This is a genomic window from Klebsiella sp. GW_Kp181 (assembly GCF_040062315.1).
GTDB lineage: Bacteria > Pseudomonadota > Gammaproteobacteria > Enterobacterales > Enterobacteriaceae > Klebsiella > Klebsiella oxytoca.
Map to the genome: position 1 here is coordinate 22,594 of NZ_JBEAFR010000060.1, position 26,182 is coordinate 48,775.

The following is a 26,182-nucleotide window of genomic DNA, read 5'->3' on the forward strand; positions in this document are numbered from 1 at the left end:
AACATACCGCCGCAGAGCGCGGCGGCAGACAGGACGAACAATTACTCCGTAGCCAGCCAGCTCAGCGGGATGGCGGCATACATTGCGGCGCAGGTCACCAGATGCGATTTCCAGGTTTTCTCATTTGGCGCGTGCGCTTCCGGCTCTTTCCCTGGCCCAAAACCGATAACCGGAATGCCGTGGCGGCCCATAATTGACACGCCGTTGGTGGAGAAGGTCCACTTATCCACCACCGGCGCTTTGCCGAACAGACCTTCGTAGGCGTTACTCAGGGCGCGGACGGTGAAGTGGTTCTCTTCCACTTTCCAGGTCGGGAAGTAGCATTCGGTCGGGTAGACCAGCCCGGTCCAGGAGGGGCGTTCGTAGTTGTACATTGAGACCACCGCGGCGGCTTTTTTCACCGCTGGCAGCGCGCGGATCTCTTCCAGCGCGCCTTCCCAGGTTTCGCCCCAGGTCAGACGGCGGTCAATGGAGACGGCGCAGCTATCCGCCACCGCGCAGCGGCTCGGCGAGGTGAAGAAAATCTCTGACACGGTCAGGGTGCCTTTGCCGAGGAACTCGTCGTAGCCCAGCTTCTGCGAAAGTTGTTCCAGCTCGGTGAGAATAGGGGCCATTTTGAAGATGGCGTTATCGCCGCGCTCCGGAGCGGAGCCGTGGCAGCTGACGCCCTGAACTTCCACGCGGATCTCCATACGCCCGCGCTGGCCGCGGTAAATCTGGCAGTCGGTGGGTTCGGTGCTGACGACAAATTCAGGACGAATGCCGGACTGTTCAATAATGTACTGCCAGCACAGGCCGTCGCAATCCTCCTCCTGAACGGTACCGGTCACCAGCAGGGTATACTCATCTTCCAGACCCAGATCTTTGATAATTTTACCGGCATAAACCATGGAGGCCATTCCGCCCTCCTGGTCAGACGCGCCGCGTCCGCCGATCAGCTCATCGGTCTCCATACCTTCGTACGGGTCGAAGTTCCAGTTTTTGATGTTGCCAATGCCGACGGTGTCAATGTGCGCGTCCATGGCGACCAGACGCGGGCCGTGGCCGATGTAGCCCAGTACGTTACCCATCGGATCGATTTCCACTTTGTCGAACCCGACTTTCTCCATCTCCTCTTTGATGCGGTGCACCACGCGCTTCTCATCACTGCTTTCGCTGGGGATGGCGATCATATCGCGCAGGAAGCGGGTCATCTCTTTTTCATACTGTTTTGATTTTTCCAGGATCGCGTTGAACGGAATTTGCTTAGCCATAAGGATGTTCTCCAGTTCTGAATACAGGTTTCCCGCCGGGCGGGAGGAATTTGATAAGTTGGCTACTGCGCGGCCGGATGTTTGCCTTCCCAGACGACTTCGCGATAGTGCTTAACGTCGGTGTCACCCTCGGTGCTAATCACCAGCACCACGGAATCGCTATCCAGCTTGAGTTTGTGCATCAGCGCTTCGCGCTGCGGATGGAAATGAATCGCCGCCAGCAGGCCGAGACCGACGGCGCCGGATTCGCCGGAGATGATGCGAGGATCCTGGCCCGTCGGGTTTCCCAGCACCCGCATGCCGAGGGCGGCGACGGCGTCCTGACAGGAGACAAACTGCGTGGCGCAGTTGCGCAGCACTTCCCAGCCCAGCGGGTTAGGCTCACCGCAGGCGAGGCCAGCCATAATGGTGGCCATATCGCCGCTGACGTTAACGATCTGGCCCTTCAGGGCAGAGCGGTAGAGACAGTCGGCCAGCTCTGGCTCGACGATAATGGAATGGAGATGCTTCGCGCCGTAGACATCGGCCAGGTAGCCCAGCACGCCGCCCGCCATCGCCCCCACGCCGCCCTGCAGGAGCACGTGCGTCGGACGAGCGATACCCATTGAGGAGAGCTGTTCTACCGCTTCATCAGCGAGGGTGGCGTAGCCCTGCATAATCCAGGTCGGAATTTTTGTGTAGCCTTCCCACGCGGTGTCCTGCACCACCTCCCAGCCGTTTTTCTGCGCGGTCTGCATGGTAAAGCGGACGGTGTCGTCGTAGTTCATGTCGGTGACGATACACTCGGCGCCGAGGCGCAGAATGGCATCAACCCGCTCCTGTGCGGAACCTTTAGGCATATAGATAACGGCGTTCTGGCCTAACTGGCGGGCCGCCCACGCCACTCCGCGGCCGTGGTTGCCATCGGTGGTGGTGGCGAACGTCATCTTCTCTTTAATGCTGGATTTGAGCGTTTCGAAGGAGAGATCGTTGATATCTAAATGGTATTTTTCACAGAGCAGCCTGGCAATAGCGTAAGAGCCACCGAGCATTTTGAAGGCATTGAGGCCAAAGCGTCGTGACTCGTCTTTGACGAGGATTTTTTGCACGCCAAACAGGGCGGAAAGCTCGTTCAGCGCCACCAGCGGCGTAGGCTTATAGCCGGTAATTTTTTGATGAAAGCGGCGAGCCTGCTGCGCCTGCTGGCGTGAAAACAGCGGCGAAGTCTCCCCGTTGAAAAAACGGTTTTCGGCAATATCCATTTTCAGTGAGAAAGCAGACATACTCGATCCTTATCCTTTTATGGGCGAAGTCATGAGGCTGGCCCGCTGGCCAGCCTGGGGATTATTTGATGCGTTTCTGTGCTTCCTTGAGCAGCTGCTCCAGCACCTTGCCCGGATTGGCGTATTTGCGGCACACGATCATCGCGGCGATGATATACGGCTTCCAGCTGGCCTCTTTGTAGGTCGGGATACGGTACTTCTCGAAGACGCCCTCGGTGACTTCGCCCGCGTCGCAGGAGACGCCGGTGATATCCGCCGGCAGGCAGTGCATGTACAGCGCGTCGCCGTCGCGGGTGTGTTTCATCATCTCTTCCGTACAGTGCCAGTCTTTATGTCCGGCGTTCTGTTCAAGGCAGGCTTTTTCCAGCGCCTTCAGACCTTCATGGTCATTCGCGCGCAGCAGCTCGGTGCGTTTTTCCATCACCTTGTACGGCGCCCAGGATTTCGGGTAGACGATATCGGCGTCTTTAAACGCTTCTTCCATGCTGTTTACCTGGCGGAAGCTGCCGCCGGAAGCTTTGGCGTTGTTTTTTGCCACTTCAATAACGTCCGGGATCAGGTCGTAACCTTCCGGGTGGGCGAGGGTAACGTCCATTCCGAAGCGGGTCATCAGGCCGATAATGCCCTGCGGTACCGAGAGCGGTTTGCCATAGCTCGGCGAATAGGCCCAGGTCATAGCGATTTTCTTGCCCTTCAGGTTCTCCAGCGAACCGAAGTGCTCGCGCAGCCAGGCGAGATCGGCCATGGATTGCGTCGGGTGGTCGATATCGCACTGCAGATTGATCAGCGCCGGACGCTGCGGCAGGACGCCCTGCTTGTGGCCGTCATCCAGCGCTTCGCCTACCTCACGCATGTAGGCATTGCCCGCGCCAAGGAACATGTCATCGCGGATGCCGATGGCATCGGCGCAGAAGGAGATCATGTTGGCGGTTTCACGGACCGTTTCGCCGTGGGCAATTTGCGATTTTCCCTCATCCAGATCCTGCTGGGCCAGACCTAACAGGTTGAGCGCGGAGGCATAGGAGAAACGGGTGCGGGTTGAGTTATCGCGGAATACGGAAATACCTAATCCGCTGTTAAACACTTTGGTGGCGATATTTTCATCGCGCAGGGTTTTCAGCGCGGCGGCAACATCCAGCACCTGCTTCAGCTCATCCGGCGATTGCTCCCAGGTCAGCAAAAAGTCTTTCTCACTGAGATGAGAGTTAAGTTTATTGATATCCTTAATCAGTTCGTTAACAGTTTTCATGTTTCAATCCTGGTCGTGAATGACGGCTTAATGATTGCTGTGCGGTCGGATATGCAGAGTTGCCGAATTAGCGACTGCCAGCGCTGTATAATCACTAACAATAAGCGTGCCAAATCCTCCGCAAGAGGCGACGGTCAAAATTGAATGGTTGAGATTATGCTAACTCGGTCACGAATTCAGGCGTGTTTCTCCGGCAGGGAAACGCTGACATTTGTGCCACTGGCGTCAATTCCAGCAGTACAGGCAAGGGAGGGCGCAGTGAATAATACGATTATCATCTTTACACTGCGCCAATATGATAAAATCCGCTGTGAATTTATCATATTGATAAGGAACTGTGATAGCTATTGCATATTTAAGATAAGGTGGGGGGATCGGCCCTATCTATATCAATGCTCGCTGCTAAAGGGAGTGGTATCATTCTTCAGAGATAAATAAAACCGCCTCGCTCGATGCCGATCAGGTGAGCAATAATAGAAGGCCGATATACATGATACCGTCCAAAGCACCTTCCATTTTAATGCAGATTCAGCCTACAATTCAGAAGTTTGCAAGGATGTTGTCCAGCGTACTACAGTTGGAGGTTGAGATTGTCGATAACGAATTATACCGCGTTGCGGGAACCGGGGCTTATAGTAAGCAGATTGGCTATAAATTAAATTCAAATTCACGGCTTCTTCGTTACATTATTGAAACACAGAGCGAAAAGGTCGTCACCCATTCCCGCTTCGATCCTCTCTGCAAAGATTGTAACAATAAGGACAAGTGCGAAGAGAAAGCGTTCCTCGGCACTCCGGTGATGTATCACGACCGCTGCGTTGGCGTTATTAGCCTGGTGGCGCTAACCCGCGAGCAGCAGGAACGTATTAATGAGAACATTCAGGAATTTTCAGATTACGTTCGCCACGTCTCCAGCATATTCGTTTCTCGCTTTTTACAGGAACGGGCGGTTGGCGATAATATCCACAAAATATTTTTAACCATGATTGAAAATATGGACCAGGGCGTGCTGGTGGTAGGCAACGATCAAAAAGTTAAATTTGCCAACCAGGCCGCGCTGAAAATAATGAGCGTGACGCAGGGCCACGTTATTGGCAAGTCCATCCAGTTTCAGCCTTTGACCTTCGAAGATAATTTCAAGCACGGCCATATGCAGCACATTATCTCCTTTGACGATCGCAAGGAGCTCATTATCGGCCAGCTGCACGCGGTGCAGGATCAATGGCTGTTTTTAATGGCCTTTCACCAGTCGCACTCTTCTGGCGATTTCAGCTGCGGGCAGGAAGGGCCGCAAATTGAAGCGATGGTTGGCGAGTGTCGGCCTATGCGGCAGTTGAAAAAGCTCATCAGCCGCGTGGCGCCGAGCCCATCCAGCGTGATGATAGCCGGCGAGAGCGGGACCGGGAAAGAGGTTGTTGCCCGCGCTATCCACAAGCTCAGCGACCGCCACACGAAGCCCTTTATCGCCATTAACTGCGCCGCCATCCCCGAGCAGCTACTGGAGAGTGAACTGTTCGGCTACGTGAAGGGGGCGTTTACCGGCGCATCGGCTAACGGTAAGACCGGCCTGATTCAGGCGGCCAACAGCGGAACGCTATTCCTGGATGAAATTGGCGATATGCCGCTCACCCTGCAGGCCAAGCTGCTGCGGGCCATCGAATCACGAGAGATTCAGCCGGTAGGCGCCAGCCATCCGGTTCAGGTCGATATCCGCATTATTTCCGCAACCAATCAAAACCTTGACCAGTACATTGCGGAAGGGAAGTTCCGCGAAGATCTCTACTACCGCCTGAACGTCATCCCGCTGCGTCTGCCGCCGCTACGCGAACGCCAGGACGACATTGAGCTACTGATTCACTATTTTCTGCATTTGCATACCGGTCGGCTCAACCTGGTTTACCCCGGCGTCGCGCAGGATGTGATCGATTTCCTCAAACGCTACCGCTGGCCGGGCAATATTCGCGAACTCAGCAATTTGATGGAGTACCTGGTCAACGTGGTGCCCTCGGGCGAGATTATCGATATGTCCCTCCTGCCGCCCAATCTATTGAGCAGCGGTGAACTGGCGAGCCAGCCGACAGCGCCTGTTTCAGCGGCAGCGACCATCGCCCAGGAGGAAAACGTAACGGCGCTGGAAGAGATGGAGCGGCAGATGATCCGTGACGCCCTCTCTCGCTACAGTAATAAAAAGCAGGCAGCGGACGAGCTGGGTATCGGCATCGCCACGCTGTATCGCAAAATAAAGAAATATTCGCTGGCGGCGGGTCAGAACTGACGGGAACGGCGTCAATAAAAAATCCACGCGAGAGCGTGGATTTTATGACTGGTCTCAGAGCGCAGAAAGGCTTAAACGTTGAACAGGAAGTTCATCACATCGCCATCTTTTACGATGTAGTCTTTACCTTCAGCGCGCATTTTCCCGGCTTCTTTGGCACCCTGTTCGCCTTTGTAGGTAATAAAGTCTTCATAGGCGATGGTCTGCGCGCGGATAAAGCCCTTTTCGAAATCGGTGTGGATTTTACCTGCGGCCTGCGGAGCCGTTGCGCCGACCGGGATAGTCCACGCGCGAACTTCCTTCACGCCTGCGGTGAAGTAGGTCTGCAGGTTCAGCAGTTCGTAACCGGCGCGGATAACGCGGTTCAGGCCAGGCTCTTCAAGACCCAGTTCGGCCATAAACTCATCGCGGTCGGCATCGTCCAGCTCGGCGATATCGGACTCAACGGCGGCGCAAACGGCGACGACCACCGAACCTTCGGCAGCGGCGATTTCGCGGACTTTATCGAGATAAGGATTGTTCTCAAAGCCGTCTTCGTTGACGTTGGCGATATACATGGTCGGCTTCAGGGTCAGGAAGCTCAGGTATTTAATCGCCGCTTTGTCTTCGTCGGTCAGATTTTTCAACGAACGCAGCATACCGGCATTCTCAAGGTGCGGCAGGCATTTTTCCAGCGCCGCCAGCTCGGCTTTCGCGTCTTTATCGCCGCCTTTGGCTTTCTTCTGCACGCGATGGATGGCGCGTTCGCAGGTATCCAGGTCGGAGAGCGCCAGTTCGGTATTGATCACTTCAATATCGTCAGCCGGGTCCACTTTATTGTTAACGTGGATAATGTTGTCGTTTTCGAAACAGCGCACCACGTGACCGATAGCTTCGGTTTCGCGGATGTTGGTCAGAAACTGGTTGCCCAGGCCTTCGCCTTTGGAGGCGCCTTTGACCAGGCCCGCGATATCAACGAATTCCATCGTGGTCGGCAGAATACGCTGCGGTTTAACGATTTCAGCCAGTTTGTCCAGACGCGGATCGGGCATCGGCACGACACCAGTGTTCGGCTCAATGGTACAGAAGGGGAAGTTGGCCGCTTCAATACCCGCTTTGGTGAGCGCATTGAACAGGGTGGATTTGCCGACGTTGGGCAAACCGACGATACCGCATTTGAATCCCATGATTTAAATCACCTTAATCTTTGGATAATCAACCTGTTACAGTGAACAGATTGTAGAAAAGTTAATAACTTCGCCTATTATACACGGTGCGTGACAAAAATTCCGCACGCCGACCGGTTATTGCGCTTTAAAAGCGTGTAAACGGTTGGTCGCTTTGGTCAGGCCATCCTTCATCCACACTTCGGTGCAGCGCGCCGCTTCGTCAACGGCCTCATCAATCAGCTTCTGCTCGCTGGCGGGCGGCTTGCCCAGCACAAAACCGACAACTTTATTTTTATCGCCCGGATGGCCGATTCCCACGCGTAAGCGGTGAAAGTTCGGGTTATTGCCCAGCTTGCTAATGATGTCTTTCAGGCCATTATGGCCGCCGTGGCCGCCGCCCAGCTTGAACTTAGCGACGCCAGGCGGTAAGTCGAGCTCATCGTGGGCGACCAGGATTTCATCCGGGTTAATGCGAAAAAAGGTCGCCATCGCGCCGACGGCTTTACCGCTCAGGTTCATAAAGGTCGTTGGGACCAGCAGGCGAACATCCTCGCCCGCAAGGTTAATCCGCGAGGTGTAGCCGAAGAATTTGCTCTCTTCGCGCAGCGGCGCGCGGTAGCGTTCTGCCAATAAATCCACGTACCAGGCACCGGCGTTATGTCGGGTCGCTGCGTATTCAGCGCCGGGGTTCGCCAGGCCGACAATCAGTTTTATGCTCACTTTTTTATCCTGCTTGGATCGTTCTCTGGCGCGTAGTGTACTGTCTGCACGCGCGGTTGACAAAATTCTGCCAGCGAAGCGCGGCCGGAACGGATAATCACGGCTTTGAACAATTAGAATTTGATGTTGTTCAGTAGGTTATTTGTAAACTTTTGTTGGCAAGATGTTCGCTTATGTGATCGTCCACGCAATCGCTATATTGGCTATTGTCTATACTACACCTATAAGATTTGGGGATATTCCCATGCAACCCAAGGTTCCGGAGGTGACATATGAAACGCAGAAACGCTTCGTTACTCGGTAATGTGCTGATGGGGTTGGGGTTGGTCGTCATGGTTGTCGGCGTTGGTTATTCCATTTTAAACCAGCTTCCGCAGCTTGACCTGCCGCAGTTTTTCGCACACGGCGCGATATTAAGTATCTTTGTCGGCGCGGTACTGTGGCTGGCGGGCGCGCGTATCGGCGGTCATGAACAGGTCAGCGACAGATACTGGTGGGTTCGCCACTACGATAAACGCTGCCGCCGCGATCAGCATCGCCACAGCTGAGTGAATTCTTTACCACCAGCCGTTGTCAACGGCTGGTGCGTTTTCATGCGGCCTGGTCAGGCTGTCTTTCTGCTGTCGTCTCAATTCCTTATTTCTCTCATTGTGCTTCTTCGGCATAGTCTGCTTAATACCCTCCCCGTATTTAGCGCTTGACCCTGACGTCACGTCAGGCAGCAGAGTCGTGCCACTGGTATACGAAAGGAGCCGTCATGTTAATTCAGGTGGGAGAACTGGCGAAGCGCGCCGGAATGACCGTCCGCACGTTACATCACTATGAACAAACGGGATTGCTGACGCCTTCGGCCAGAAGCGCGGCGGGTTACCGGTTATATAATCTGGCGGCCGTGCAGCGGCTGCATATGATTAAAGCGCTGGCGCAGGCCGGGCTGGAACTCGCCACAATTAAGGACTATCTCGACCGGGACGCCTTCTCGCTGTCCGATCTGCTGGTCAAGCAGATCGCCACCCTCGACCGACAGCTGCAAACTCTCTCAACGCTGCGCCAGCGCCTGGCGCTGCTGCGCGAAGAGCTGGACAGCGGAGGCGAGCCCGATCTTGAGTCCTGGGTACAAACGCTGGAGCTGATGAAAATGTACGATCGCTGGTTTAGTCAACAGGAATTACAGGTGCTGCCGTTTGCGGAGCAGGATGAGCAGCGTAACCAGACATGGCTGGAGTTGGTGGGGGAAGCGCAGCAGCTCATGGGCGAACGCTGCCCGGCAGATGAGCCGCGGGCGATTGCGCTGGCAACCCGCTGGATGGAGCAGCTGGAGCAGGATACCGCCGGCAGGCCGGAGTTTCTGACTCGCCTGAATGAGATGCACGCCGCCGAACCGCAGATGCGTGAACAAACCGGGGTGACGCCGGAGATGATTGATTTCATTACCCGTGCTTTTGCCGAAAGCAAGCTGGCCATCTGGGCGCGCTATCTGAACGCCGAAGAGCTGGCCTTTACCCGGCAGCACTATTTCGATCGCCTGATGGAGTGGCCGGCGCTGGTGGCCGACCTGCATCGGGCCTGTCGTGAGAAGCGAGACCCGGCCTCCCCGGAAGGTCAGCAGCTGGCGCAGCGCTGGCTGGCGCTGTTCCAGTCTTACGCGGGTAAGGATGCGCAGACGCAGCAGAAGTTTCGCTATGCCATGGAGCAGGAGCCGCATTTGATGAAGGGAACGTGGATGACTTCGGAGGTGCTCAGCTGGCTTCAGCAGGCGATTGGCGTGATGATGCGGCAGGCGCAGGGGCCTGCCGCCGAATAATTAAATATCCGCCAGCGCGGCGTTGCGGTCCGGGTAGAAGCTCAGACGGCCCGGAATGGGTTTAACGCCGGCGCGCGCCAGCGTGCGCAACGGCTGAAACTCCAGATTCGACACGCGCAGTTCACAGCCTTCCGGCAGCTTATTCACGAAGCGCTGGAAGGCATCCAGCCCGCCGGCATCCAGCACCGGCACCGCATCCCATTTCAGCACCACGATACGCTTACCTTCCACTCTGGTTTCGAGGTCGGTAAATAGCCCTTCCGCAGCGGCGAAAAATAGCGGGCCAATCACGCGCAGCACCAGCACGTCGTCAGGAACTTCGACGTTAACCGGCGCGAGGCGGGTCATACGCGCGATCCGGCGCATAAACAGCAGGGAGGCCAGCACAATACCGACGCTGATTGCGATGACCATATCAAACAGTACGGTCAGCGACATGCACATCAGCATGACGATAATGTCGTCTTTTGGCGCATAGCGCAGCAGGTTAACAACCTTGTGCGCTTCGCTCATATTCCATGCCACTATCAGCAGCAGTGCCGCCATAGCGGAAAGCGGCAGCCAGGAGAGCAGGGGAGCGAGGATCAGCAGCGCCATAATGACCAGCAGCGCGTGGATCACGGCGGAAATCGGCGAAGTCGCCCCGGCGCGGACGTTGGCCGCCGAGCGGGCGATGGCGGCGGTGGCGGTAATGCCGCCGAAGAACGGAGCGACGATATTGCCCAGCCCCTGGCCAATGAGCTCGCTATTGGCCTTATGTTTGGTGCCGGTCATGCCGTCCAGCACTACGGCGCACAGCAGGGACTCGATCGCCCCGAGCATGGCCATGGAAAACGCCGCCGGCAGCAGCGCCCGCAGCGAGGACCAGCTAAGCGTGAACTCCGAACCGGGCATATCCCACGGCAGCACCAGTTGCGGCAGCAGCTGCGGAATACCGTTGCCCTGACTGCCGTCGGCGAGAATATAGTGGAACTGAGAGCCGATGGTGGCGACGCTGCCGCCGAGCAGATTAACCACGCCCATGACCGCGCAGCCTGCCAGCAGCGCCGGCAGGTGGCCCGGCAGACGAATACCCAGGCGAGGCCAGATAATCAGCGTGCCCAGCGTGACAATACCGATGGCGGCATCGCCGGGATTAATCGTCGGCAGCGCCATAACCAGCGCGCCGACTTTCTGCAGATAATGTTCAGGCACGTGCGCCATCTGCAGACCGAGAAAATCTTTAATCTGCATGGTACCAATGGTGATACCGATCCCGGAGGTGAAGCCGAGGGTAACCGATAGCGGGATATATTCAATCAGCCGGCCAAAGCGTGCCAGGCCGAAAAGAATCAGGAAGATCCCAGACATCAAAGTTGCAACCAGCAGTCCCGCAAGGCCGAACTGCTGCGAGACCGGGTAGAGAATGACCACAAAAGCGGCGGTTGGCCCGGAAACGCTGAAGCGCGAGCCGCCGGTTAACGCAATCACGATCCCCGCCACAGCAGAAGTGTAGAGACCGTACTGCGGCGCCACGCCGCTGCCAATTGCCAGCGCCATCGCCAGCGGGATAGCGATAATCCCGACGGTAATCCCGGCGATCGCATCACGGGTAAACCGCGAAGCGGTATATTTTTCTTTCCAACAAGCGTCGATGAGGGCGCGGAAAGGCATCACATGTGAGGAAAATAATCTGTTCACAATAATGTTTCATCCATGAGCGCATCATCTGTCAACTAAATGGCAGGTGAAGGAGGCATTGGTCATATCCACGTCATCCTTCGGATGCCTCTCTGCTGGCTGCGTTCATTTACCTCGATCACGTACTGCCGGTACGCTCCCGGGATTCATTCACTTGCCGCCTTGACGCATGCCGAATGATATTGTGGAAGAATAAAAGGTTCAGAGACAAAAAAACCCGCCGCAGCGGGTTTTTGTGCCGGGCTCGATTAATGTTCGAACATAGCAGAGATAGATTCTTCGTTGCTGATACGACGAATCGCTTCGGCCAGCATACCAGACAGCGTCAGAGTACGTACCTTTTCCAGCGCTTTGATTTCCGGCGTCAGCGGAATGGTATCGCAGACGACGAATTCGTCAATCACAGAGTTTTTGATGTTCTGGATGGCGTTGCCGGAGAAGATCGGGTGCGTTGCGTAGGCGAATACGCGTTTAGCACCGCGCTCTTTCAGCGCTTCTGCGGCCTTACACAGGGTGCCGCCGGTATCGATCATATCGTCAACCATCACGCAGTCACGACCAGCGACGTCACCGATGATGTGCATCACCTGAGAAACGTTAGCGCGCGGACGGCGTTTGTCGATGATAGCCATATCGGTATCGTTCAGCAGCTTGGCGATAGCGCGAGCGCGAACCACGCCGCCGATGTCCGGAGAAACCACGATAGGGTTATCCAGGTTCAGCTGCAGCATATCTTCCAGCAGGATCGGGCTGCCGAATACGTTATCCACCGGAACGTCAAAGAAGCCCTGAATTTGTTCTGCGTGCAGGTCAACGGTCAGAACGCGGTCAACGCCGACGCTTGACAGGAAATCAGCAACCACTTTCGCGGTGATAGGAACACGAGCAGAACGAACACGACGGTCCTGGCGAGCATAACCGAAGTAGGGGATAACAGCGGTGATACGACCTGCCGAAGCACGACGCAGAGCATCAACCATAACAACCAGTTCCATGAGGTTGTCGTTGGTGGGAGCACAAGTGGACTGGATGATGAAAATATCACCACCGCGTACGTTTTCATTGATTTGTACGCTGACTTCGCCGTCGCTAAAACGACCTACAGCGGCGTCGCCAAGAGAAGTGTACAGGCGGTTGGCAATACGTTGTGCTAGTTCCGGGGTGGCGTTACCAGCAAAAAGCTTCATATCAGGCACGAGAAGAACCTCAGGCATGCGTCCAGTGGTGGATGAAATGGGCCAAAAACTGTGCGGGTGGGCACGATTTCATCCAGGCGGTGTATTTAAAGAGCCCGATGCAACGTCTGGAACAGGGTGACGTTGTCACCGTAACTCAGTTTCCCCGGCGTTTTCGCCAGATTTGCTATAATAAGCAGAACTTAGCGCAGCGCCTGCTTGAGCGGAGAGATGTTAACACCTCGCGCCACGAAGCCATGCAGCCATGCCGGGGCTTTTTCAAGCACCTGACGAGCGGCGGATTCAGTGTCAAATTCAGCAAATACACATGCACCGGTGCCAGTCAGGCGCGACGGCGCATATTCTAACAGCCAGGAAAGCGCCGCATCAACCTCACGAAAACGTTTTCTTGCGATAACCTCGCAATCATTGCCGAATTTACATTTTAATAACGTATTAATTGACCTGGCCGGGGTATTGCGCGGAAGTTCCGGATCGCGAAAAATGATCGGCGTTGGAATGCTGACCCCCGGATGCGCCACCAGATACCATTTTTCCTCCGGTTCGGCCGGGGTGAGAATTTCCCCGATGCCTTCAGCAAAGGCCGCATGGCCGCGAACGAACACCGGCACGTCGGCGCCGAGCTGCAGACCCAACGCCGCCAGCTCATCTTCCGGAAGATTACAGCCCCACAAGTGATTCAGCGCCACCAGTACGGTGGCCGCGTTGGACGAGCCGCCGCCGAGGCCGCCGCCCATCGGCAGCACCTTATCAATGCTGATATCGGCGCCGCTGCCTGCAGGAAGCTTCCCGTCCTGCGCTGCGGCCTGCATTAACAGCCTGGCCGCGCGAATAATCAGATTCTCTTCATCCGGTACGCCGTCAACCGGCGTTAGCAGACGCAGTTGGCCATCGTCGCGCGGTTTAATCGTCAGCGTGTCGCCATAATCCAGAAACTGAAAAAGCGTCTGCAGCGTGTGGTAACCGTCGGCGCGCTGCCCGGTAATGTATAAAAACAGATTTAGTTTTGCGGGAGAGGGCCAGCGGGTCATCATTTCACAATCCAGTTATCCATTTTCAGCTTGATGCGCTGACTGCCGTCGTTAAGTTCCATATTGGCCGGTAGCGAAGGTTTGGTGTCTGAGGTGTAGCCGCCCCAGGTGACGTGCCAGGTTTTGCCGTTTTGCGTGTAGTTCAGCTCGCGCAGGCGATACTGGTCATCAAGCGAGTAGTCGGTGGCCTCGCCCGGCAGGCCAATGATCCACTGCCGCAGGCTATTGAGCGGAATCGGCATGCCGGTCAGGCGGCCAATCATCTCTTCGGCGTCGGTCGCCGTGTAAGTCTGGCCTTTATTGTCAATCAGCTGCACGTTGCCCGGCTGGGCGGTTAACGACAGTTCGGTGCTGCCGAGCGGGTTAGTCAGCAGCAGGCGGTAGCGGTCCTGGCCCGTCTGCTGCCAGAAGAAGCGGGCATAGACTTTTTGCTCATCAGAAAGATAAGCAAAAGCGCCGCGCGTCTGGAACTGATTAAGATTGCGGACATCTTGCTGGTGCTGACGCCACTGTGGAGAATCCGGGCTTTTACCCGGCCCTTTCGGAGCATTAATCGCACAGGCGGTCAGAACGAGGCTTGCCAGCGGCAACAGGCGGAACAGTCGATTCATAATGATGACAAATCCTTGATGTCTACAGTGAAATGCGGCGGATGAGAGAAACAGGTGGCCGATTTGTGTAGCGGGTTACAATTATAACCATTAATGCTAGCGTTGCCGGGCGGTAGCGTCTACGTTCAAGTTGTCTGAAATCAAAAAATTACCGTTAATGGCTATTACAGATTAGCTATTACTCCAAAAGGGGAGCCTCTCTTTTATTGATTACGCGCATCCTGTATGATGCCTGCAGACTAACCTTAGCAACGCTGGTACTACTCCCTCACAATGACCCTTTTAGCTCTTGGCATTAACCACAAAACAGCTCCTGTAGCGCTGCGAGAACGCGTAACGTTTTCGCCGGATACGCTCGATCAGGCGCTGGAGAGCTTGCTGGCCCAGCCAATGGTGCAGGGCGGAGTGGTGCTGTCGACCTGTAACCGCACGGAACTTTATCTCAGCGTCGAAGAGCAGGATAACCTCCAGGAAGCTCTTATTCGCTGGCTGTGCGACTACCACGGTTTAAATGAAGAGGACCTGCGTAAAAGCCTCTACTGGCATCAGGACAACGAGGCGGTCAGTCACCTGATGCGCGTCGCCAGCGGTCTTGATTCGCTGGTGTTGGGCGAGCCGCAGATCCTCGGGCAGGTGAAAAAAGCCTTTGCGGATTCCAGCCGTGGGCACCTGAACGTCAGTGAACTGGAGCGCATGTTCCAGAAGTCGTTCTCAGTGGCCAAACGGGTGCGCACCGAAACCGATATCGGCGCCAGCGCGGTCTCCGTGGCGTTCGCTGCCTGTACTCTGGCGCGGCAAATCTTCGAATCACTCTCCAGCGTGACCGTGCTGCTGGTCGGCGCCGGTGAGACTATCGAACTGGTGGCTCGCCATCTGCGCGAGCATAAAGTCCGCAAGATGGTGATTGCCAACCGCACCCGCGAGCGCGCTCAGGCGCTGGCCGATGAAGTCGGCGCGGAGGTGATCGCGCTGAGCGATATCGACGAGCGGCTGAAAGAGGCCGATATCATCATCAGTTCTACCGCCAGCACGCTGCCGATTATCGGCAAGGGGATGGTGGAGCGCGCGCTGAAGGCGCGCCGCAATCAGCCGATGCTGCTGGTGGATATCGCCGTTCCGCGCGATGTCGAACCGGAGGTTGGCAAGCTGGCGAACGCCTATCTTTACAGCGTGGACGATCTGCAAAACATCATTCAGCACAATCTGGCGCAGCGTAAAGCCGCGGCGGTGCAGGCGGAAACCATTGTTGAGCAGGAAGCCAGCGAGTTTATGGCCTGGCTACGCGCCCAGAGCGCCAGCGAGACCATCCGCGAATATCGTTCCCAGGCCGAGCAGGTCCGCGAGGAGCTGACGGCGAAAGCGCTGGCAGCGCTCAATCAGGGCGGCGATGCGCAGGAAATCATGCAGGATCTGGCGCGCAAGCTCACTAACCGCCTGATCCACTCGCCAACCAAATCTCTTCAGCAGGCCGCCCGTGACGGGGATGATGAACGCCTGCATATTCTGCGCAACAGCCTCGGGCTGGAATAGCGCACCTTTATCTCTTTTTTAGGACAGGGTGAATTTACGCCTATGAAGCCTTCTATTGTTGCCAAACTGGAAGCCCTCTATGAACGCCATGAGGAAGTTCAGGCGCTCCTCGGCGATGCCGCAACCATCGCCGATCAGGATAAATTTCGCGCGTTGTCGCGCGAATACGCGCAGCTGAGCGACGTCGCGCGCTGCTATACCGACTGGCGTCAGCTGCAGGATGATATTGAAGCCGCGCAGATGATGCTCGACGATCCGGAGATGCGCGAAATGGCGCAGGAAGAGCTGCGCGAAGCGAAAGAAAAGGGTGAGCAGATGGAGCAGCAGCTGCAGGTTCTGCTGTTGCCAAAAGATCCGGACGACGAGCGTAACGCGTTTGTTGAAGTTCGCGCCGGCACCGGCGGTGATGAAGCGGCGCTGTTCGCGGGCGATCTGTTCCGTATGTATAGCCGTTACGCGGAATCACGCCGCTGGCGCGTGGAAATCATGAGCGCCAACGAAGGCGAGCACGGCGGCTTCAAAGAGGTGATTGCCAAAATCAGCGGCGACGGCGTCTATGGGCGACTGAAGTTCGAATCCGGCGGCCATCGCGTTCAGCGCGTCCCGGCCACCGAATCCCAGGGGCGTATCCACACCTCCGCCTGCACCGTGGCGGTGATGCCAGAGCTCCCGGAAGCCGAAATGCCGGATATCAACCCGAGCGACCTGCGCATCGATACCTTCCGCTCCTCCGGCGCGGGCGGTCAGCACGTTAACACCACCGACTCGGCAATTCGTATTACCCACCTGCCGACCGGCATTGTTGTCGAATGCCAGGACGAACGTTCCCAGCATAAAAACAAAGCCAAAGCGCTATCGGTGCTTGGCGCGCGTATCCGCGCCGCGGAAGTCTCCAGACGCCAGCAGGCGGAAGCCTCCGAGCGCCGTAACCTGCTGGGCAGCGGCGATCGCAGCGATCGTAACCGTACCTATAACTATCCGCAGGGCCGCGTGACCGATCACCGCATCAACCTGACGCTTTACCGTCTGGATGAAGCGATGGAAGGCAAGCTGGATATGCTGATTGAGCCGATCGTTCAGGAGTATCAGGCCGATCAGCTGGCAGCCCTTTCCGAGCAGGAATGATGACTTTTCAGCTGTGGCTGACGCAGGCCATCGCTCGTCTGAGCCAAAGTGAAAGCCCGCGCCGGGATGCCGAAATCCTGCTGGGTCACGTGACCGGCAAAGCGCGGACCTATATTCTCGCCTTTGGCGAAACGGCGCTGACGGCGGAGCAGGCCGTCGAGCTGGAAACGCTGCTGAGCCGTCGCGCACGGGGCGAGCCGGTGGCTCACCTGGTGGGCCAGCGCGAATTCTGGTCGCTGCCGCTGTTTGTTTCTCCGGCCACGCTGATCCCGCGTCCGGATACCGAATGCCTTGTTGAGCAGACGCTGATGCGGTTACCCGGCAAGCCGTGCCGCATTCTCGATCTCGGTACCGGCACCGGCGCTATCGCTCTGGCGCTGGCCAGCGAACGCCCCGATTGCCACGTCACCGCCGTTGACTTTATGCCCGATGCGGTTGCGCTGGCGGCGCGTAACGTTGAGCACCTCGCCATCAAGAATGTTACCGTGCTGCAAAGCCACTGGTATAGTGCGCTCGCCGCACAGCCGTTCGACATCATCGTCAGTAATCCACCCTATATTGATGAAACCGACCCGCATCTTGCGCAGGGCGATGTGCGCTTTGAGCCAAAAACGGCGCTGGTCGCCGCCGATGGCGGTCTCGCCGATCTGGCTTACATCATTCGCGAAGGCCGCCGCTTCCTGACTCCCGGCGGTTTGATGCTGCTGGAACACGGCTGGAAGCAGGGGGAAGCGGTGCGCGCAATCTTTCGCGAGGCGGGTTATGGCAATATTGCTACCTGCCGCGACTACGGCGACAACGAGCGCCTGACGCTCGGGCAATATCAGGGAGGCGTATGAATCTGTTTAACGCTGTCCTGTATCTGCATATCGCCTGCGTGGTGGTCTCGGTCAGCCTGTTTGTCCTGCGCTACTGGTGGCACTGGAGCGGCAATCGCCGGCTCGACCAGCGCTGGGTTCGCATCGCGCCGCACTGCAGCGATACGCTGCTGTTTCTCAGCGGCGCCGGATTAATGGCAATAACGCACTATCTGCCGTTTACCGAAGAGGGTACATGGCTGACTGAGAAGCTGTTTGGCGTTATCATTTATATCGCATTGGGATTTATCGCGCTGGGCCGTCGTCGTCCGCGCAGTCAGCAGAGCCGGTTTGTCGCCTTTCTGCTGGCCCTGGTGGTGTTGTTTATCATTATTCAACTCGCCATCACAAGAACACCGTTACTGGGGTAAGGCATGAGGTCGTTAGCTGATTTCGAATTTAATAAAGCGCCGTTATGTGACGGCATGGTCCTCATTTCTGAATTAATCCGCGACGATTTTCCGACGCACTATGTGCAGGATGAGCTGGAGCGGCTGCTGGCCCTGGCGCGTGAGGAGATTGCCTCCTCGTGGGACCAGGAGCGCCAGATAGAGCGTTTGCTGGAGCTTTTTTACAATGACTGGGGCTTTAGCGATTCGCGCGGCGTTTACCGTCTGTCCGACGTGCTATGGCTTGATAAAGTGTTGAATAATCGCCAGGGTAGCGCGGTGTCGTTAGGCGCGATCCTGCTGTGGATTGCTCAGCGTCTGGCGCTACCGGTGGTGCCGGTGATTTTCCCGACCCAGATGCTGCTTCGCGCCGACCCTGAAGAGAGCGAGGAGATGTGGCTCATTAACCCGTTTAACGGCGAAACGCTCAACGAGCATACGCTGGAAGTGTGGCTGAAGGGCAATATTAGCCCAGTTGCCGAGCTGTTTAACGAAGACCTTGATGAAGCGGATAACGCGGAGGTGATCCGCAAGCTGCTCGATACCCTTAAATCGGCGCTGATGGAAGAGCGGCAGATGGAGCTGGCGCTACGGACCAGCGAAGCGCTGCTGCAGTTCAATCCGGAAGACCCGTACGAAATTCGCGACCGGGGGCTGATATACGCCCAGCTGGATTGCGATCACGTGGCGCTGCAGGACCTTAATTACTTCGTTGAACAGTGCCCGGAGGATCCCATCAGCGAGATGATCCGCGCGCAGATCAACACCATTTCGCACAAACAAATTACATTGCATTAAAGCCAATCCCAGCAGGCGTTCCTGCGCAGCCAGTTTGGACACGGACAGCGCGCAGAAACCGGAGCGTACACGTAGTACGTGAGGATTGACTCGCGACGCTCGCCCTCCGGGCCGCCCTGAAGGGCGTTCAAAATACTTTCGTATTTTGTCGAGCACTGCCCAGGTCCAAAATGGCAAGTAAAATAGTCCTGATTGGATAGGCTTTAGTCTGAAACCATTCCGGTTACACCCTGATAAGGCGAACTTATGAAACAAAAAGTGGTTAGCATTGGTGATATCAACGTAGCAAACGACCTGCCATTCGTGCTGTTTGGCGGCATGAACGTGCTGGAGTCCCGCGATCTTGCGATGCGTATCTGCGAACACTACGTGACCGTTACGCAGAAGCTTGGCATTCCTTACGTGTTCAAAGCCTCTTTTGATAAAGCTAACCGTTCTTCCATCCACTCCTATCGCGGGCCGGGTCTGGAAGAAGGGATGAAGATTTTCCAGGAGTTGAAACAGACTTTCGGCGTGAAAATAATCACCGACGTTCACGAAGCCAGCCAGGCGCAGCCGGTCGCTGACGTGGTGGATGTTATTCAGCTGCCAGCGTTCCTCGCCCGTCAGACCGATCTGGTTGAAGCGATGGCGAAAACCGGCGCGGTTATCAACGTGAAAAAACCGCAGTTCGTGAGTCCGGGCCAGATGGGCAATATCGTCGATAAGTTTATCGAAGGCGGCAACGACAAAGTGATCCTTTGCGATCGCGGCGCAAACTTCGGCTACGACAACCTGGTCGTCGATATGCTGGGCTTTGGGGTGATGAAAAAAGCCTCCAATAACTCACCGGTTATCTTCGACGTTACCCACGCCCTGCAGTGCCGCGACCCGTTTGGCGCGGCCTCCGGCGGCCGTCGCGCTCAGGTTGCCGAACTGGCGCGCGCCGGGATGGCGGTTGGGATCGCGGGCCTGTTTATTGAAGCGCATCCGGATCCGGAGCACGCGAAATGCGACGGTCCTTCCGCGCTGCCGCTGGATAAACTGGAGCCGTTCCTCAAGCAGATGAAAGCCATCGACGATCTCGTTAAAAGCTTTGATGAGCTTGATACCAGCAAGTAATCGCCGCTGAAACGACAAAAGCCTGCCGGTTTTACAACCGGCAGGCTTTTTTGATCTCCCCGAACGGCATCACGCCGCCGGGGGAGACTCAGGCAAAAATGGTCATCAGGTAGGCAGCGAACAGCGCCAGATGCGCCGCACCGTTCAGCACATTGGTGCGCCCGGTAGAGAACGATATCTGGCACAGCAGCAGCGAGGCGACCATCACGACCATCTCCGGGGCGCCAAGGCCAAAACGCAGTTCGTTACCGGTGAGGAAGGCGATAAGCGTCACTACTGGTACGGTCAGGGAAATGGTGGCCAGCACGGAACCGAAAAACAGGTTCATCGCCCGCTGGACCTGATTGTTCAATACGGCCTTCAGCGCGCCAAGGCCCTCCGGGGAGAGGATCAGCAGCGCCACCAGGAAGCCGGTAAAGGCAACGGGAGCGTTCATGCTGGTCAACAGCGTCTCCAGCGGGTTGGCATTCATTTTGGTGACCGCAATAACCGCAACCAGATGTATCAGCAGCCAGGCGGTGTGCCACTTGCTGCTGTGCGCCGACGGTTTGCCGTGATGCGGGTCATCGTCGTCGCCGTCATCCTCATGTTCGTAAACAAACAGGCTCTGGTGCGTTTTGGTTTGAATCAGCAGGAAGACGCCGTACATAGCGGCGGAGATCAGCGCCACCAGCAGCGCCTGGCCGGTGGTAAAGTTGGCCCCGGGCAGCGCCATCGGGAAGACCAGAACGATTATCGCCAGCGGAAAGAGGGCGATAAGGTACTGTTTAATCCCGAACAGATTCATATACTGGGTGGCGAATTTGCGCCCGCCCAGCAGTAAAGAGAAACCGACAAGCCCGCCGGTAACAATCATAATGATCGAATAAAGCGTATCGCGCATCAGAGTCGGCGCGGCGTCGCCGGTAGCCATTAATGCGGAAATCAGGCTGACTTCAAGAATCACCACTGAGAGGCTTAAAATTAACGATCCGTAAGGTTCGCCAAGGCGGTGGGCCAGCACGTCGGCGTGGCGGACGACGCTAAAGGCGCTGCTTAGTATGCCGACCAGCGCCAGAATATTAATCGCAACGACCACTGGCAGTGACTGGCTGCTTCCCCAGAAGAACAGCACCGCCAGCGCCAGAACCGGAAAGGCGAGGGAGGTCTCCTTGTGGCGGGTTTTTACCGCCTCATGTGCATCGGTCATGAATTATCTCCAGCTATGCAGGTGTTATAATTATAGATATCGTAAGTTAATAAAATAACAGACATTGATTAAACTAATTTGTTTTTTTACTTAAATTTACCACTATAGTCCTGTAAAAGTGATAGATTGCCATAAACTGCGGTTACTATTTTTTTGTATTTATTATTCAGATAATTACTAAAACATCTTTCTCATTTATCTGTCGCCTTGCCAGCCGGTTGATCCTCTACCAGACTCACTATTCACCCTTAAACCGGAGGTTGCCATGCCCTATAGCAACAAAAGTGAATTGCCCGACAGCGTTCAGCACGTACTGCCCGCCCACGCCCAGGAGATTTACAAAGAAGCCTTTAATAGCGCCTGGGAGCAGTATAAACATAAAGAGGACCGGCGTGATGACGCCAGCCGCGAAGAGACGGCGCATAAAGTGGCCTGGGCAGCGGTGAAAAATGAATATCAAAAAGGTGAGGATGATAAGTGGCATAAGAAGAAATAATACCTTTTGCCGCGGCCTCCGCTGACTGTCCGCTTGCCCGCGGCCCGTTCATTGCTTATTGTCGAATAAAGCTGGATAATAATTCGGCAATACTTCACGGATGGCACCAGATAATCGCCGGAAGCGGGCAGTGGCGGAGGTAGTAGACAGTGTTAACTCGTGATTTCTTACTGAATGCAGATTGTAAAACGGCGTTTGGCGCTATTGAGGAATCGCTTCTCTGGTCGGCAGAACAACGGGCCGCCTCTTTGGCGGCGACCCTGGCCTGTCGTCCGGATGACGGCTCGGTGTGGATCTTTGGTTACGGTTCGCTAATGTGGAACCCGGCGCTGGAATATCGCGAATCCTGTACCGGTACGCTACCGGGCTGGCACCGCGCGTTCTGTTTGCGGCTCACCGCCGGGCGCGGTAGCGCCATGCAGCCGGGCCGCATGCTGGCGCTGAAAGAAGGTGGGCGCACGACCGGCGTCGCCTACCGCCTGCCCGATGAATCGCTGGAAGAAGAGCTGACGCTGCTGTGGAAGCGGGAGATGATCACCGGCTGCTACCTGCCGACCTGGTGTAAGCTGGAGCTTGACGATGGTCGCACCGTCAATGCGCTGGTCTTTATTATGGACCCGCGACATCCGCTGTTTGAGGCGGACACCAGCGCGCAGGTGATTGCGCCGCTGATAGCGCGCGCCAGCGGGCCGCTTGGCACCAACGCTCAGTATCTGTTCGCGCTCGATCAGGAGTTGCGCAAACTCGGCATGCACGACGCTTGCCTCGACGATTTAGTCGGTAAGGTACGTCATCTGCTTGGTGAGAATAGCCAGCCGGGGCTGGCGTAAGAATGAATCGCCCGGGGAGACCCGGGCGTTTGCTATCAGGCGGGAACGTAGCTGATAGAGTGTTCCAGCGACTGGCTGTGGCTGTCGATGAGAACGTTCCAGGTGCCGCTGTAAGGCACGGTCAGATACGCGCTATCTCTGTCCTGTACGCTCAGAACATCAGCGTGACTATCGCCAGGCACTTTGGCACTCATCAGGTGAATATGGCAGCGTTCAGAACAACGCACCACCAATGTGTCACCGCCAAACAACGTCAAACTTGCTTTTACCATTGCCATTTAATCTTAACCCCGTTTCTGTCTACAGCATCCTGCCAGCCCATTAACCCGCGTGATATTGTTCACACTTTGCTCTGTGCATAACACCAAAGGGGAGGGATGCGGATGCTGATTTTGATCAAAAAAAAGAATAAAGATTAAACAAAAATGACGTTGTGCCTGAAAGCTTTCAGCTGGCATTGTTTTCGATTAGTAAACGCCGCCAGCTTAATATTTAATCCCGTGAGCGCGGGGATTTTTAGAAGGTCAGGACTTTATCCGCCGCCAGCGTCCACTGCGCCAGCTCAACGAGGGTGCCAATCTCCACGCCATCAATCAGCGGCAGCGCGCTGATCCCCCGGCCATCGGTACAGGTTTTACACAGCTTCACCGGCACATTTTGCGCGGTGAGGATCTCCAGCATCTGCTGAATATTGTAGCCTTCCGCTGGCTTCTGCCCGCGCAGGCCGGCGGTGACCGCATCGGACATTAAAAACAGTTTGAGTTCAAGGTCGGACTGCTGCTCGCGCAGGGCGATCGCCAGACGCAGGCTGTTGAACAGAGATTCGCTGCCGTAGGCGGCACCGTTAGCGATAATCACAATACGTTGCATAAGGACTCCTTCTATAAGGCACGGTTATTGCTTGGCTGAAGTATAAAGCGTTAACCCGGGAGAGGGGTATGAATAATACGGCTGGCATTAGGCCTGAGGTGGTCGACTGGTTTGCGCGCGCGCGGCGACGCCAGAAACAGCAGCTACGTCAGCTGTCGCAGCTGGGGTCGCTGGCAGGAGAGATAAGTTCGCTGGTGCATATGCTGCAGTGCGAACGCGGCGCGTCGAATATCTGGCTGTGCTCGGGCGGCAGACTGTACTCGGCGGAGTGCCGGGCGGCAGCGGCGCTGGTCGATGAGCAATTCACACGTTTCAACGCCGCGCTGGAACCCGCCCGTGATGCCGCCAGCAGCGCGCTCTGCTGGCGCATTGCCTGCGCGGCGTGGTATTTGACGCAGCTTGCGGCGCTGCGCCAACGCGTGCGCGCCCGGAACATTCCTGCCGAAGAGGCGACCGGGCAGTTTAGTCGTATTATTCGCCATCTGTTGAATATTGTTCCGCAGCTCAATGACAGTATCGACGACCCGCAAATCGCTGGACGTATGGTAGCGCTCTATAGCTTTATGCAGGGAAAAGAGCTGGCCGGACAGGAACGTGCGCTGGGCGCGCTAGGCTTTGCCCGCGGGCAGTTCAGCGATGAACTGCGTCAACAACTGGTGGACCGCATTGATGGTCAGCAGCCCTGTTTCGATAGTTTTCAGGCCTTAAGCTATCCGCCCCTCACCACTCTGTTTGCCAGCCAGTGCCTGGCCAGCCTGGAGATTGAACAGCTGCGGCGGGTTGCCTGTACCCGCCAGCCTCCAGTAGACGAGGGAGAAACGGCGCTCCGCTGGTTTTACGCACAGACCCAGCGCCTTGAGCAGCTCCGTGGCGTGGAAGAGCGGCTGATCGTCGACCTGCTCAACGCCACCGCCGCCCTGCTGGAAGGCGAAGAGCAGAGCATGCAGTTGCCGCCCGCAAACTGGGATGAGGCTGAGGACAGTATCGCCCTGCGGCTGGACAAACAGCTGCTGCCGCTGGTACGCCAGCAGGCCCTTGAGCTTCAGCAACTCTCCTGCCAGCTTGCATCGTTAAAGGAAGCCCTTGAAGAGCGCAAACTGATTGAGAAGGCGAAAAGCGTGCTGATGACCCATCAGGGGATGCCGGAGGAACAGGCCTGGCAGACGCTGCGAAAAATGGCGATGGATAAGAACCAGCGGATGGTGGAGATAGCCCGTGCGCTGCTAACGGTAAAATCACTCTGGCAGACAACCCCAAAGGAGTAGTTGCACGATTAGCGAGCATTTATTGCCAGCCGACGGTGCAGCGTTTTGCGTATAGCAAGGCCGCTGGCTAAGCAAAAGCGCACAATATGGCCTTCTGCAAATCTGGCATCTGCTTTGCATTAGAAAAAATGAGTGAATAATGTTTTGGGCAGCGGGCCAATGGCGGTGCGTATGTCCATGGATAAAGGCGTCCTGCGGTGCGTAAGCACCGCCGGGCGCTTTTTTTTGCGCGTTTCTGGAGCAGATATGGGCGATACGTTTTCAATTTCACGACGGCGTTTATTACAGACGGGGGCGGCGCTAGGCGGCGCGATGCTGCTGCCCGGCATGATGCAGGCGGCATGGGCGGCGGGGACGGATAAGCCGGAACAGACCACCGTGCGGGTGGGTTTTATTCCGCTGACCGACTGTGCCCCCTTAGCCATCGCTTCCCTAAAGGGATTCGATAAAAAGTACGGCATCACCCTCGTCCCGAGCAAGGAGGCCAGCTGGGCGGCAGTGCGCGACAAGCTGGTTGCCGGAGAGCTGGACGCCGCGCACATTCTGTACGGCATGCTCTACGGCCTTGAGCTGGGGATCGCCAGTAAACCCCAGGCGATGGCCAATCTGATGACTCTTAACCGCAACGGGCAGGCGATTACGCTCTCCAGCGAGCTGCAGGAGAAGGGCGTCACCGACCTGGGCGGACTGAAAAAACGGATCGACCAGCAGGCGCCGGGCAGCTACACCTTCGCCCATACCTTTCCAACCGGCACCCACGCGATGTGGCTCTATTACTGGCTGGCGAGCGGTGGAATTAACCCTTTCGACGATATCCGCACCGTCGTTGTGCCGCCGCCGCAGATGGTGATGAACATGCGTATCGGCAATATGAGCGGTTTTTGTGTCGGCGAGCCGTGGAACGCGCGCGCCATTAACGATCGCATCGGCTTCACCGTCGCCACTTCTCAGGATATCTGGCCGGAACATCCGGAAAAAATTCTCGGCACCCGCAGCGAATGGGTTGAGCGTAACCCGAATACGGCTCGGGCGTTGGTGGCGGCGCTGATGGAGGCCCAACGCTGGATTGATGCTTCCGTGGAGAATACTCGCGAAACGGCGCGGATACTCGCCAGACGCGCGTGGCTGAACACGAAAGAGCAGTACCTCACCGGGCGCATGCTCGGCGCATACGACAATGGTATCGGTCGCCGCTGGCAGGATGCGCACCCGATGCGCTTCTACGAACAGGGGGAGGTGAGCTTTCCATGGCTCTCGGACGGCATGTGGTTTTTGACCCAGTTCCGCCGCTGGGGATTGTTGAAGGCGTCGCCGGATTATCAGGCGGTGGCGCAGCGCATTAATCGCATTGACGTCTGGAAAGAGGCGGCGCTGGCTGTCGGCGGGATCGGCGCGCCGAAGCAGCCGATGCGCAGCAGCACATTGCTCGACGGCAAGGTCTGGAATGGGGCCGACCCGGAAGGCTATGCCAGCAGTTTCGCGATTCAACGTAAAGGGGCATGA

25 protein-coding genes are annotated in these 26,182 nt (G+C 56.5%); 13 read left to right on the top strand and 12 right to left on the bottom strand.

What is annotated here, in order from left to right:
- Positions 1 to 41 precede the first annotated feature (41 nt).
- The 3 genes from ABLV11_RS14810 to ygeW form a co-directional block, all read right to left on the bottom strand.
- On the bottom strand, positions 42 to 1,253 hold the full coding sequence (locus ABLV11_RS14810; protein WP_004113674.1) for a YgeY family selenium metabolism-linked hydrolase: 1,212 nt from the start codon (positions 1,251 to 1,253) through the stop codon (positions 42 to 44).
- A 62-nt stretch (positions 1,254 to 1,315) separates the two neighbouring features.
- Positions 1,316 to 2,515, bottom strand: coding sequence for a diaminopropionate ammonia-lyase (dpaL, locus tag ABLV11_RS14815; RefSeq protein ID WP_017145668.1), 1,200 nt, complete (start codon positions 2,513 to 2,515; stop codon positions 1,316 to 1,318).
- 61 nt (positions 2,516 to 2,576) lie between these two features.
- Positions 2,577 to 3,764: a knotted carbamoyltransferase YgeW gene (gene ygeW / locus ABLV11_RS14820; protein ID WP_004103164.1), complete on the bottom strand. Its 1,188-nt coding sequence runs from the start codon at positions 3,762 to 3,764 to the stop codon at positions 2,577 to 2,579.
- 490 nt (positions 3,765 to 4,254) lie between these two features.
- Between ygeW and ABLV11_RS14825 the strand changes: the two genes are divergently transcribed.
- Complete coding sequence (locus ABLV11_RS14825) at positions 4,255 to 6,039, top strand: sigma-54-dependent Fis family transcriptional regulator (protein WP_004103163.1); 1,785 nt, start codon at positions 4,255 to 4,257, stop codon at positions 6,037 to 6,039.
- A 71-nt stretch (positions 6,040 to 6,110) separates the two neighbouring features.
- On the opposite strand, the gene ychF is transcribed toward ABLV11_RS14825, so the two are convergent.
- Both ychF and pth read right to left on the bottom strand, forming a co-directional pair.
- Positions 6,111 to 7,205 (bottom strand): redox-regulated ATPase YchF, encoded by a 1,095-nt coding sequence (gene ychF, locus ABLV11_RS14830; protein WP_004103162.1) that lies wholly within the window; start codon positions 7,203 to 7,205, stop codon positions 6,111 to 6,113.
- Positions 7,206 to 7,322: 117 nt separating this feature from the next.
- Positions 7,323 to 7,907 (bottom strand): aminoacyl-tRNA hydrolase, encoded by a 585-nt coding sequence (pth, locus tag ABLV11_RS14835; protein WP_016808842.1) that lies wholly within the window; start codon positions 7,905 to 7,907, stop codon positions 7,323 to 7,325.
- A 272-nt stretch (positions 7,908 to 8,179) separates the two neighbouring features.
- Here pth and ychH point away from each other — a divergent pair, with 272 nt between their 5' ends.
- Positions 8,180 to 8,455 carry a stress-induced protein YchH gene (gene ychH / locus ABLV11_RS14840; RefSeq protein ID WP_004103160.1) on the top strand — a complete coding sequence of 92 codons (276 nt, stop codon included), beginning with the start codon at positions 8,180 to 8,182 and terminating at the stop codon, positions 8,453 to 8,455.
- A gap of 209 nt (positions 8,456 to 8,664) precedes the next feature.
- Positions 8,665 to 9,711 (top strand): MerR family transcriptional regulator, encoded by a 1,047-nt coding sequence (locus ABLV11_RS14845; RefSeq protein ID WP_016808841.1) that lies wholly within the window; start codon positions 8,665 to 8,667, stop codon positions 9,709 to 9,711.
- On the opposite strand, the gene dauA is transcribed toward ABLV11_RS14845, so the two are convergent.
- The 4 genes from dauA to lolB all read right to left on the bottom strand — a co-directional run bounded on the left by dauA (position 9,712) and on the right by lolB (position 14,229).
- Positions 9,712 to 11,391 (bottom strand): C4-dicarboxylic acid transporter DauA, encoded by a 1,680-nt coding sequence (gene dauA, locus ABLV11_RS14850; protein ID WP_348855386.1) that lies wholly within the window; start codon positions 11,389 to 11,391, stop codon positions 9,712 to 9,714.
- Between the two features lie 248 nt (positions 11,392 to 11,639).
- Positions 11,640 to 12,587, bottom strand: coding sequence for a ribose-phosphate diphosphokinase (gene prs, locus ABLV11_RS14855; protein WP_004103157.1), 948 nt, complete (start codon positions 12,585 to 12,587; stop codon positions 11,640 to 11,642).
- A gap of 182 nt (positions 12,588 to 12,769) precedes the next feature.
- The gene (ispE, locus tag ABLV11_RS14860; RefSeq protein ID WP_172598533.1) at positions 12,770 to 13,618 is read right to left on the bottom strand and encodes a 4-(cytidine 5'-diphospho)-2-C-methyl-D-erythritol kinase; all 849 of its coding nucleotides are present in this window, start codon (positions 13,616 to 13,618) and stop codon (positions 12,770 to 12,772) included.
- Positions 13,618 to 14,229 carry a lipoprotein insertase outer membrane protein LolB gene (lolB, locus tag ABLV11_RS14865; protein WP_004103154.1) on the bottom strand — a complete coding sequence of 204 codons (612 nt, stop codon included), beginning with the start codon at positions 14,227 to 14,229 and terminating at the stop codon, positions 13,618 to 13,620. Before lolB ends, ispE begins: the two co-directional genes overlap by 1 nt.
- Positions 14,230 to 14,502: 273 nt before the next feature.
- Between lolB and hemA the strand changes: the two genes are divergently transcribed.
- The 6 genes from hemA to kdsA all read left to right on the top strand — a co-directional run bounded on the left by hemA (position 14,503) and on the right by kdsA (position 20,029).
- Complete coding sequence (gene hemA, locus ABLV11_RS14870) at positions 14,503 to 15,759, top strand: glutamyl-tRNA reductase (RefSeq protein ID WP_348855387.1); 1,257 nt, start codon at positions 14,503 to 14,505, stop codon at positions 15,757 to 15,759.
- 42 nt (positions 15,760 to 15,801) lie between these two features.
- Positions 15,802 to 16,884: a peptide chain release factor 1 gene (gene prfA, locus ABLV11_RS14875; RefSeq protein ID WP_004103150.1), complete on the top strand. Its 1,083-nt coding sequence runs from the start codon at positions 15,802 to 15,804 to the stop codon at positions 16,882 to 16,884.
- Entirely contained in the window at positions 16,884 to 17,723 is an 840-nt protein-coding gene (prmC, locus tag ABLV11_RS14880; RefSeq protein ID WP_064344501.1) for a peptide chain release factor N(5)-glutamine methyltransferase, read from the top strand. Before prfA ends, prmC begins: the two co-directional genes overlap by 1 nt.
- Positions 17,720 to 18,112 (top strand): invasion regulator SirB2, encoded by a 393-nt coding sequence (sirB2, locus tag ABLV11_RS14885; RefSeq protein ID WP_004103148.1) that lies wholly within the window; start codon positions 17,720 to 17,722, stop codon positions 18,110 to 18,112. Before prmC ends, sirB2 begins: the two co-directional genes overlap by 4 nt.
- Positions 18,113 to 18,115: 3 nt before the next feature.
- Positions 18,116 to 18,928 carry an invasion regulator SirB1 gene (gene sirB1 / locus ABLV11_RS14890; RefSeq protein ID WP_004103147.1) on the top strand — a complete coding sequence of 271 codons (813 nt, stop codon included), beginning with the start codon at positions 18,116 to 18,118 and terminating at the stop codon, positions 18,926 to 18,928.
- Positions 18,929 to 19,174: 246 nt separating this feature from the next.
- Positions 19,175 to 20,029 (top strand): 3-deoxy-8-phosphooctulonate synthase, encoded by an 855-nt coding sequence (gene kdsA, locus ABLV11_RS14895; protein WP_004103146.1) that lies wholly within the window; start codon positions 19,175 to 19,177, stop codon positions 20,027 to 20,029.
- An 88-nt stretch (positions 20,030 to 20,117) separates the two neighbouring features.
- Here the strand turns inward: kdsA and chaA are convergent, their stop codons facing one another.
- A complete protein-coding gene (chaA, locus tag ABLV11_RS14900; protein WP_004113666.1) occupies positions 20,118 to 21,218 on the bottom strand; it encodes a sodium-potassium/proton antiporter ChaA in 1,101 nt (366 codons plus the stop codon).
- 265 nt (positions 21,219 to 21,483) lie between these two features.
- On the opposite strand from chaA, the gene chaB reads away from it, so the two are divergent.
- Both chaB and ABLV11_RS14910 read left to right on the top strand, forming a co-directional pair.
- The gene (gene chaB / locus ABLV11_RS14905) at positions 21,484 to 21,714 is read left to right on the top strand and encodes a putative cation transport regulator ChaB (protein ID WP_004103144.1); all 231 of its coding nucleotides are present in this window, start codon (positions 21,484 to 21,486) and stop codon (positions 21,712 to 21,714) included.
- A gap of 149 nt (positions 21,715 to 21,863) precedes the next feature.
- Positions 21,864 to 22,544, top strand: coding sequence for a gamma-glutamylcyclotransferase (locus ABLV11_RS14910; protein ID WP_004103143.1), 681 nt, complete (start codon positions 21,864 to 21,866; stop codon positions 22,542 to 22,544).
- A 35-nt stretch (positions 22,545 to 22,579) separates the two neighbouring features.
- Here the strand turns inward: ABLV11_RS14910 and ABLV11_RS14915 are convergent, their stop codons facing one another.
- Positions 22,580 to 22,822, bottom strand: a complete 243-nt coding sequence (locus tag ABLV11_RS14915; RefSeq protein ID WP_004103142.1) for a DUF1883 domain-containing protein — start codon at positions 22,820 to 22,822, stop codon at positions 22,580 to 22,582.
- Between the two features lie 238 nt (positions 22,823 to 23,060).
- Positions 23,061 to 23,414, bottom strand: coding sequence for a DsrE/DsrF/TusD sulfur relay family protein (locus tag ABLV11_RS14920; protein ID WP_004103141.1), 354 nt, complete (start codon positions 23,412 to 23,414; stop codon positions 23,061 to 23,063).
- A 68-nt stretch (positions 23,415 to 23,482) separates the two neighbouring features.
- Between ABLV11_RS14920 and nasR the strand changes: the two genes are divergently transcribed.
- A complete protein-coding gene (gene nasR / locus ABLV11_RS14925) occupies positions 23,483 to 24,679 on the top strand; it encodes a nitrate regulatory protein NasR (protein WP_126489255.1) in 1,197 nt (398 codons plus the stop codon).
- Between the two features lie 246 nt (positions 24,680 to 24,925).
- On the top strand, positions 24,926 to 26,182 hold the full coding sequence (locus ABLV11_RS14930; protein WP_004103139.1) for a CmpA/NrtA family ABC transporter substrate-binding protein: 1,257 nt from the start codon (positions 24,926 to 24,928) through the stop codon (positions 26,180 to 26,182).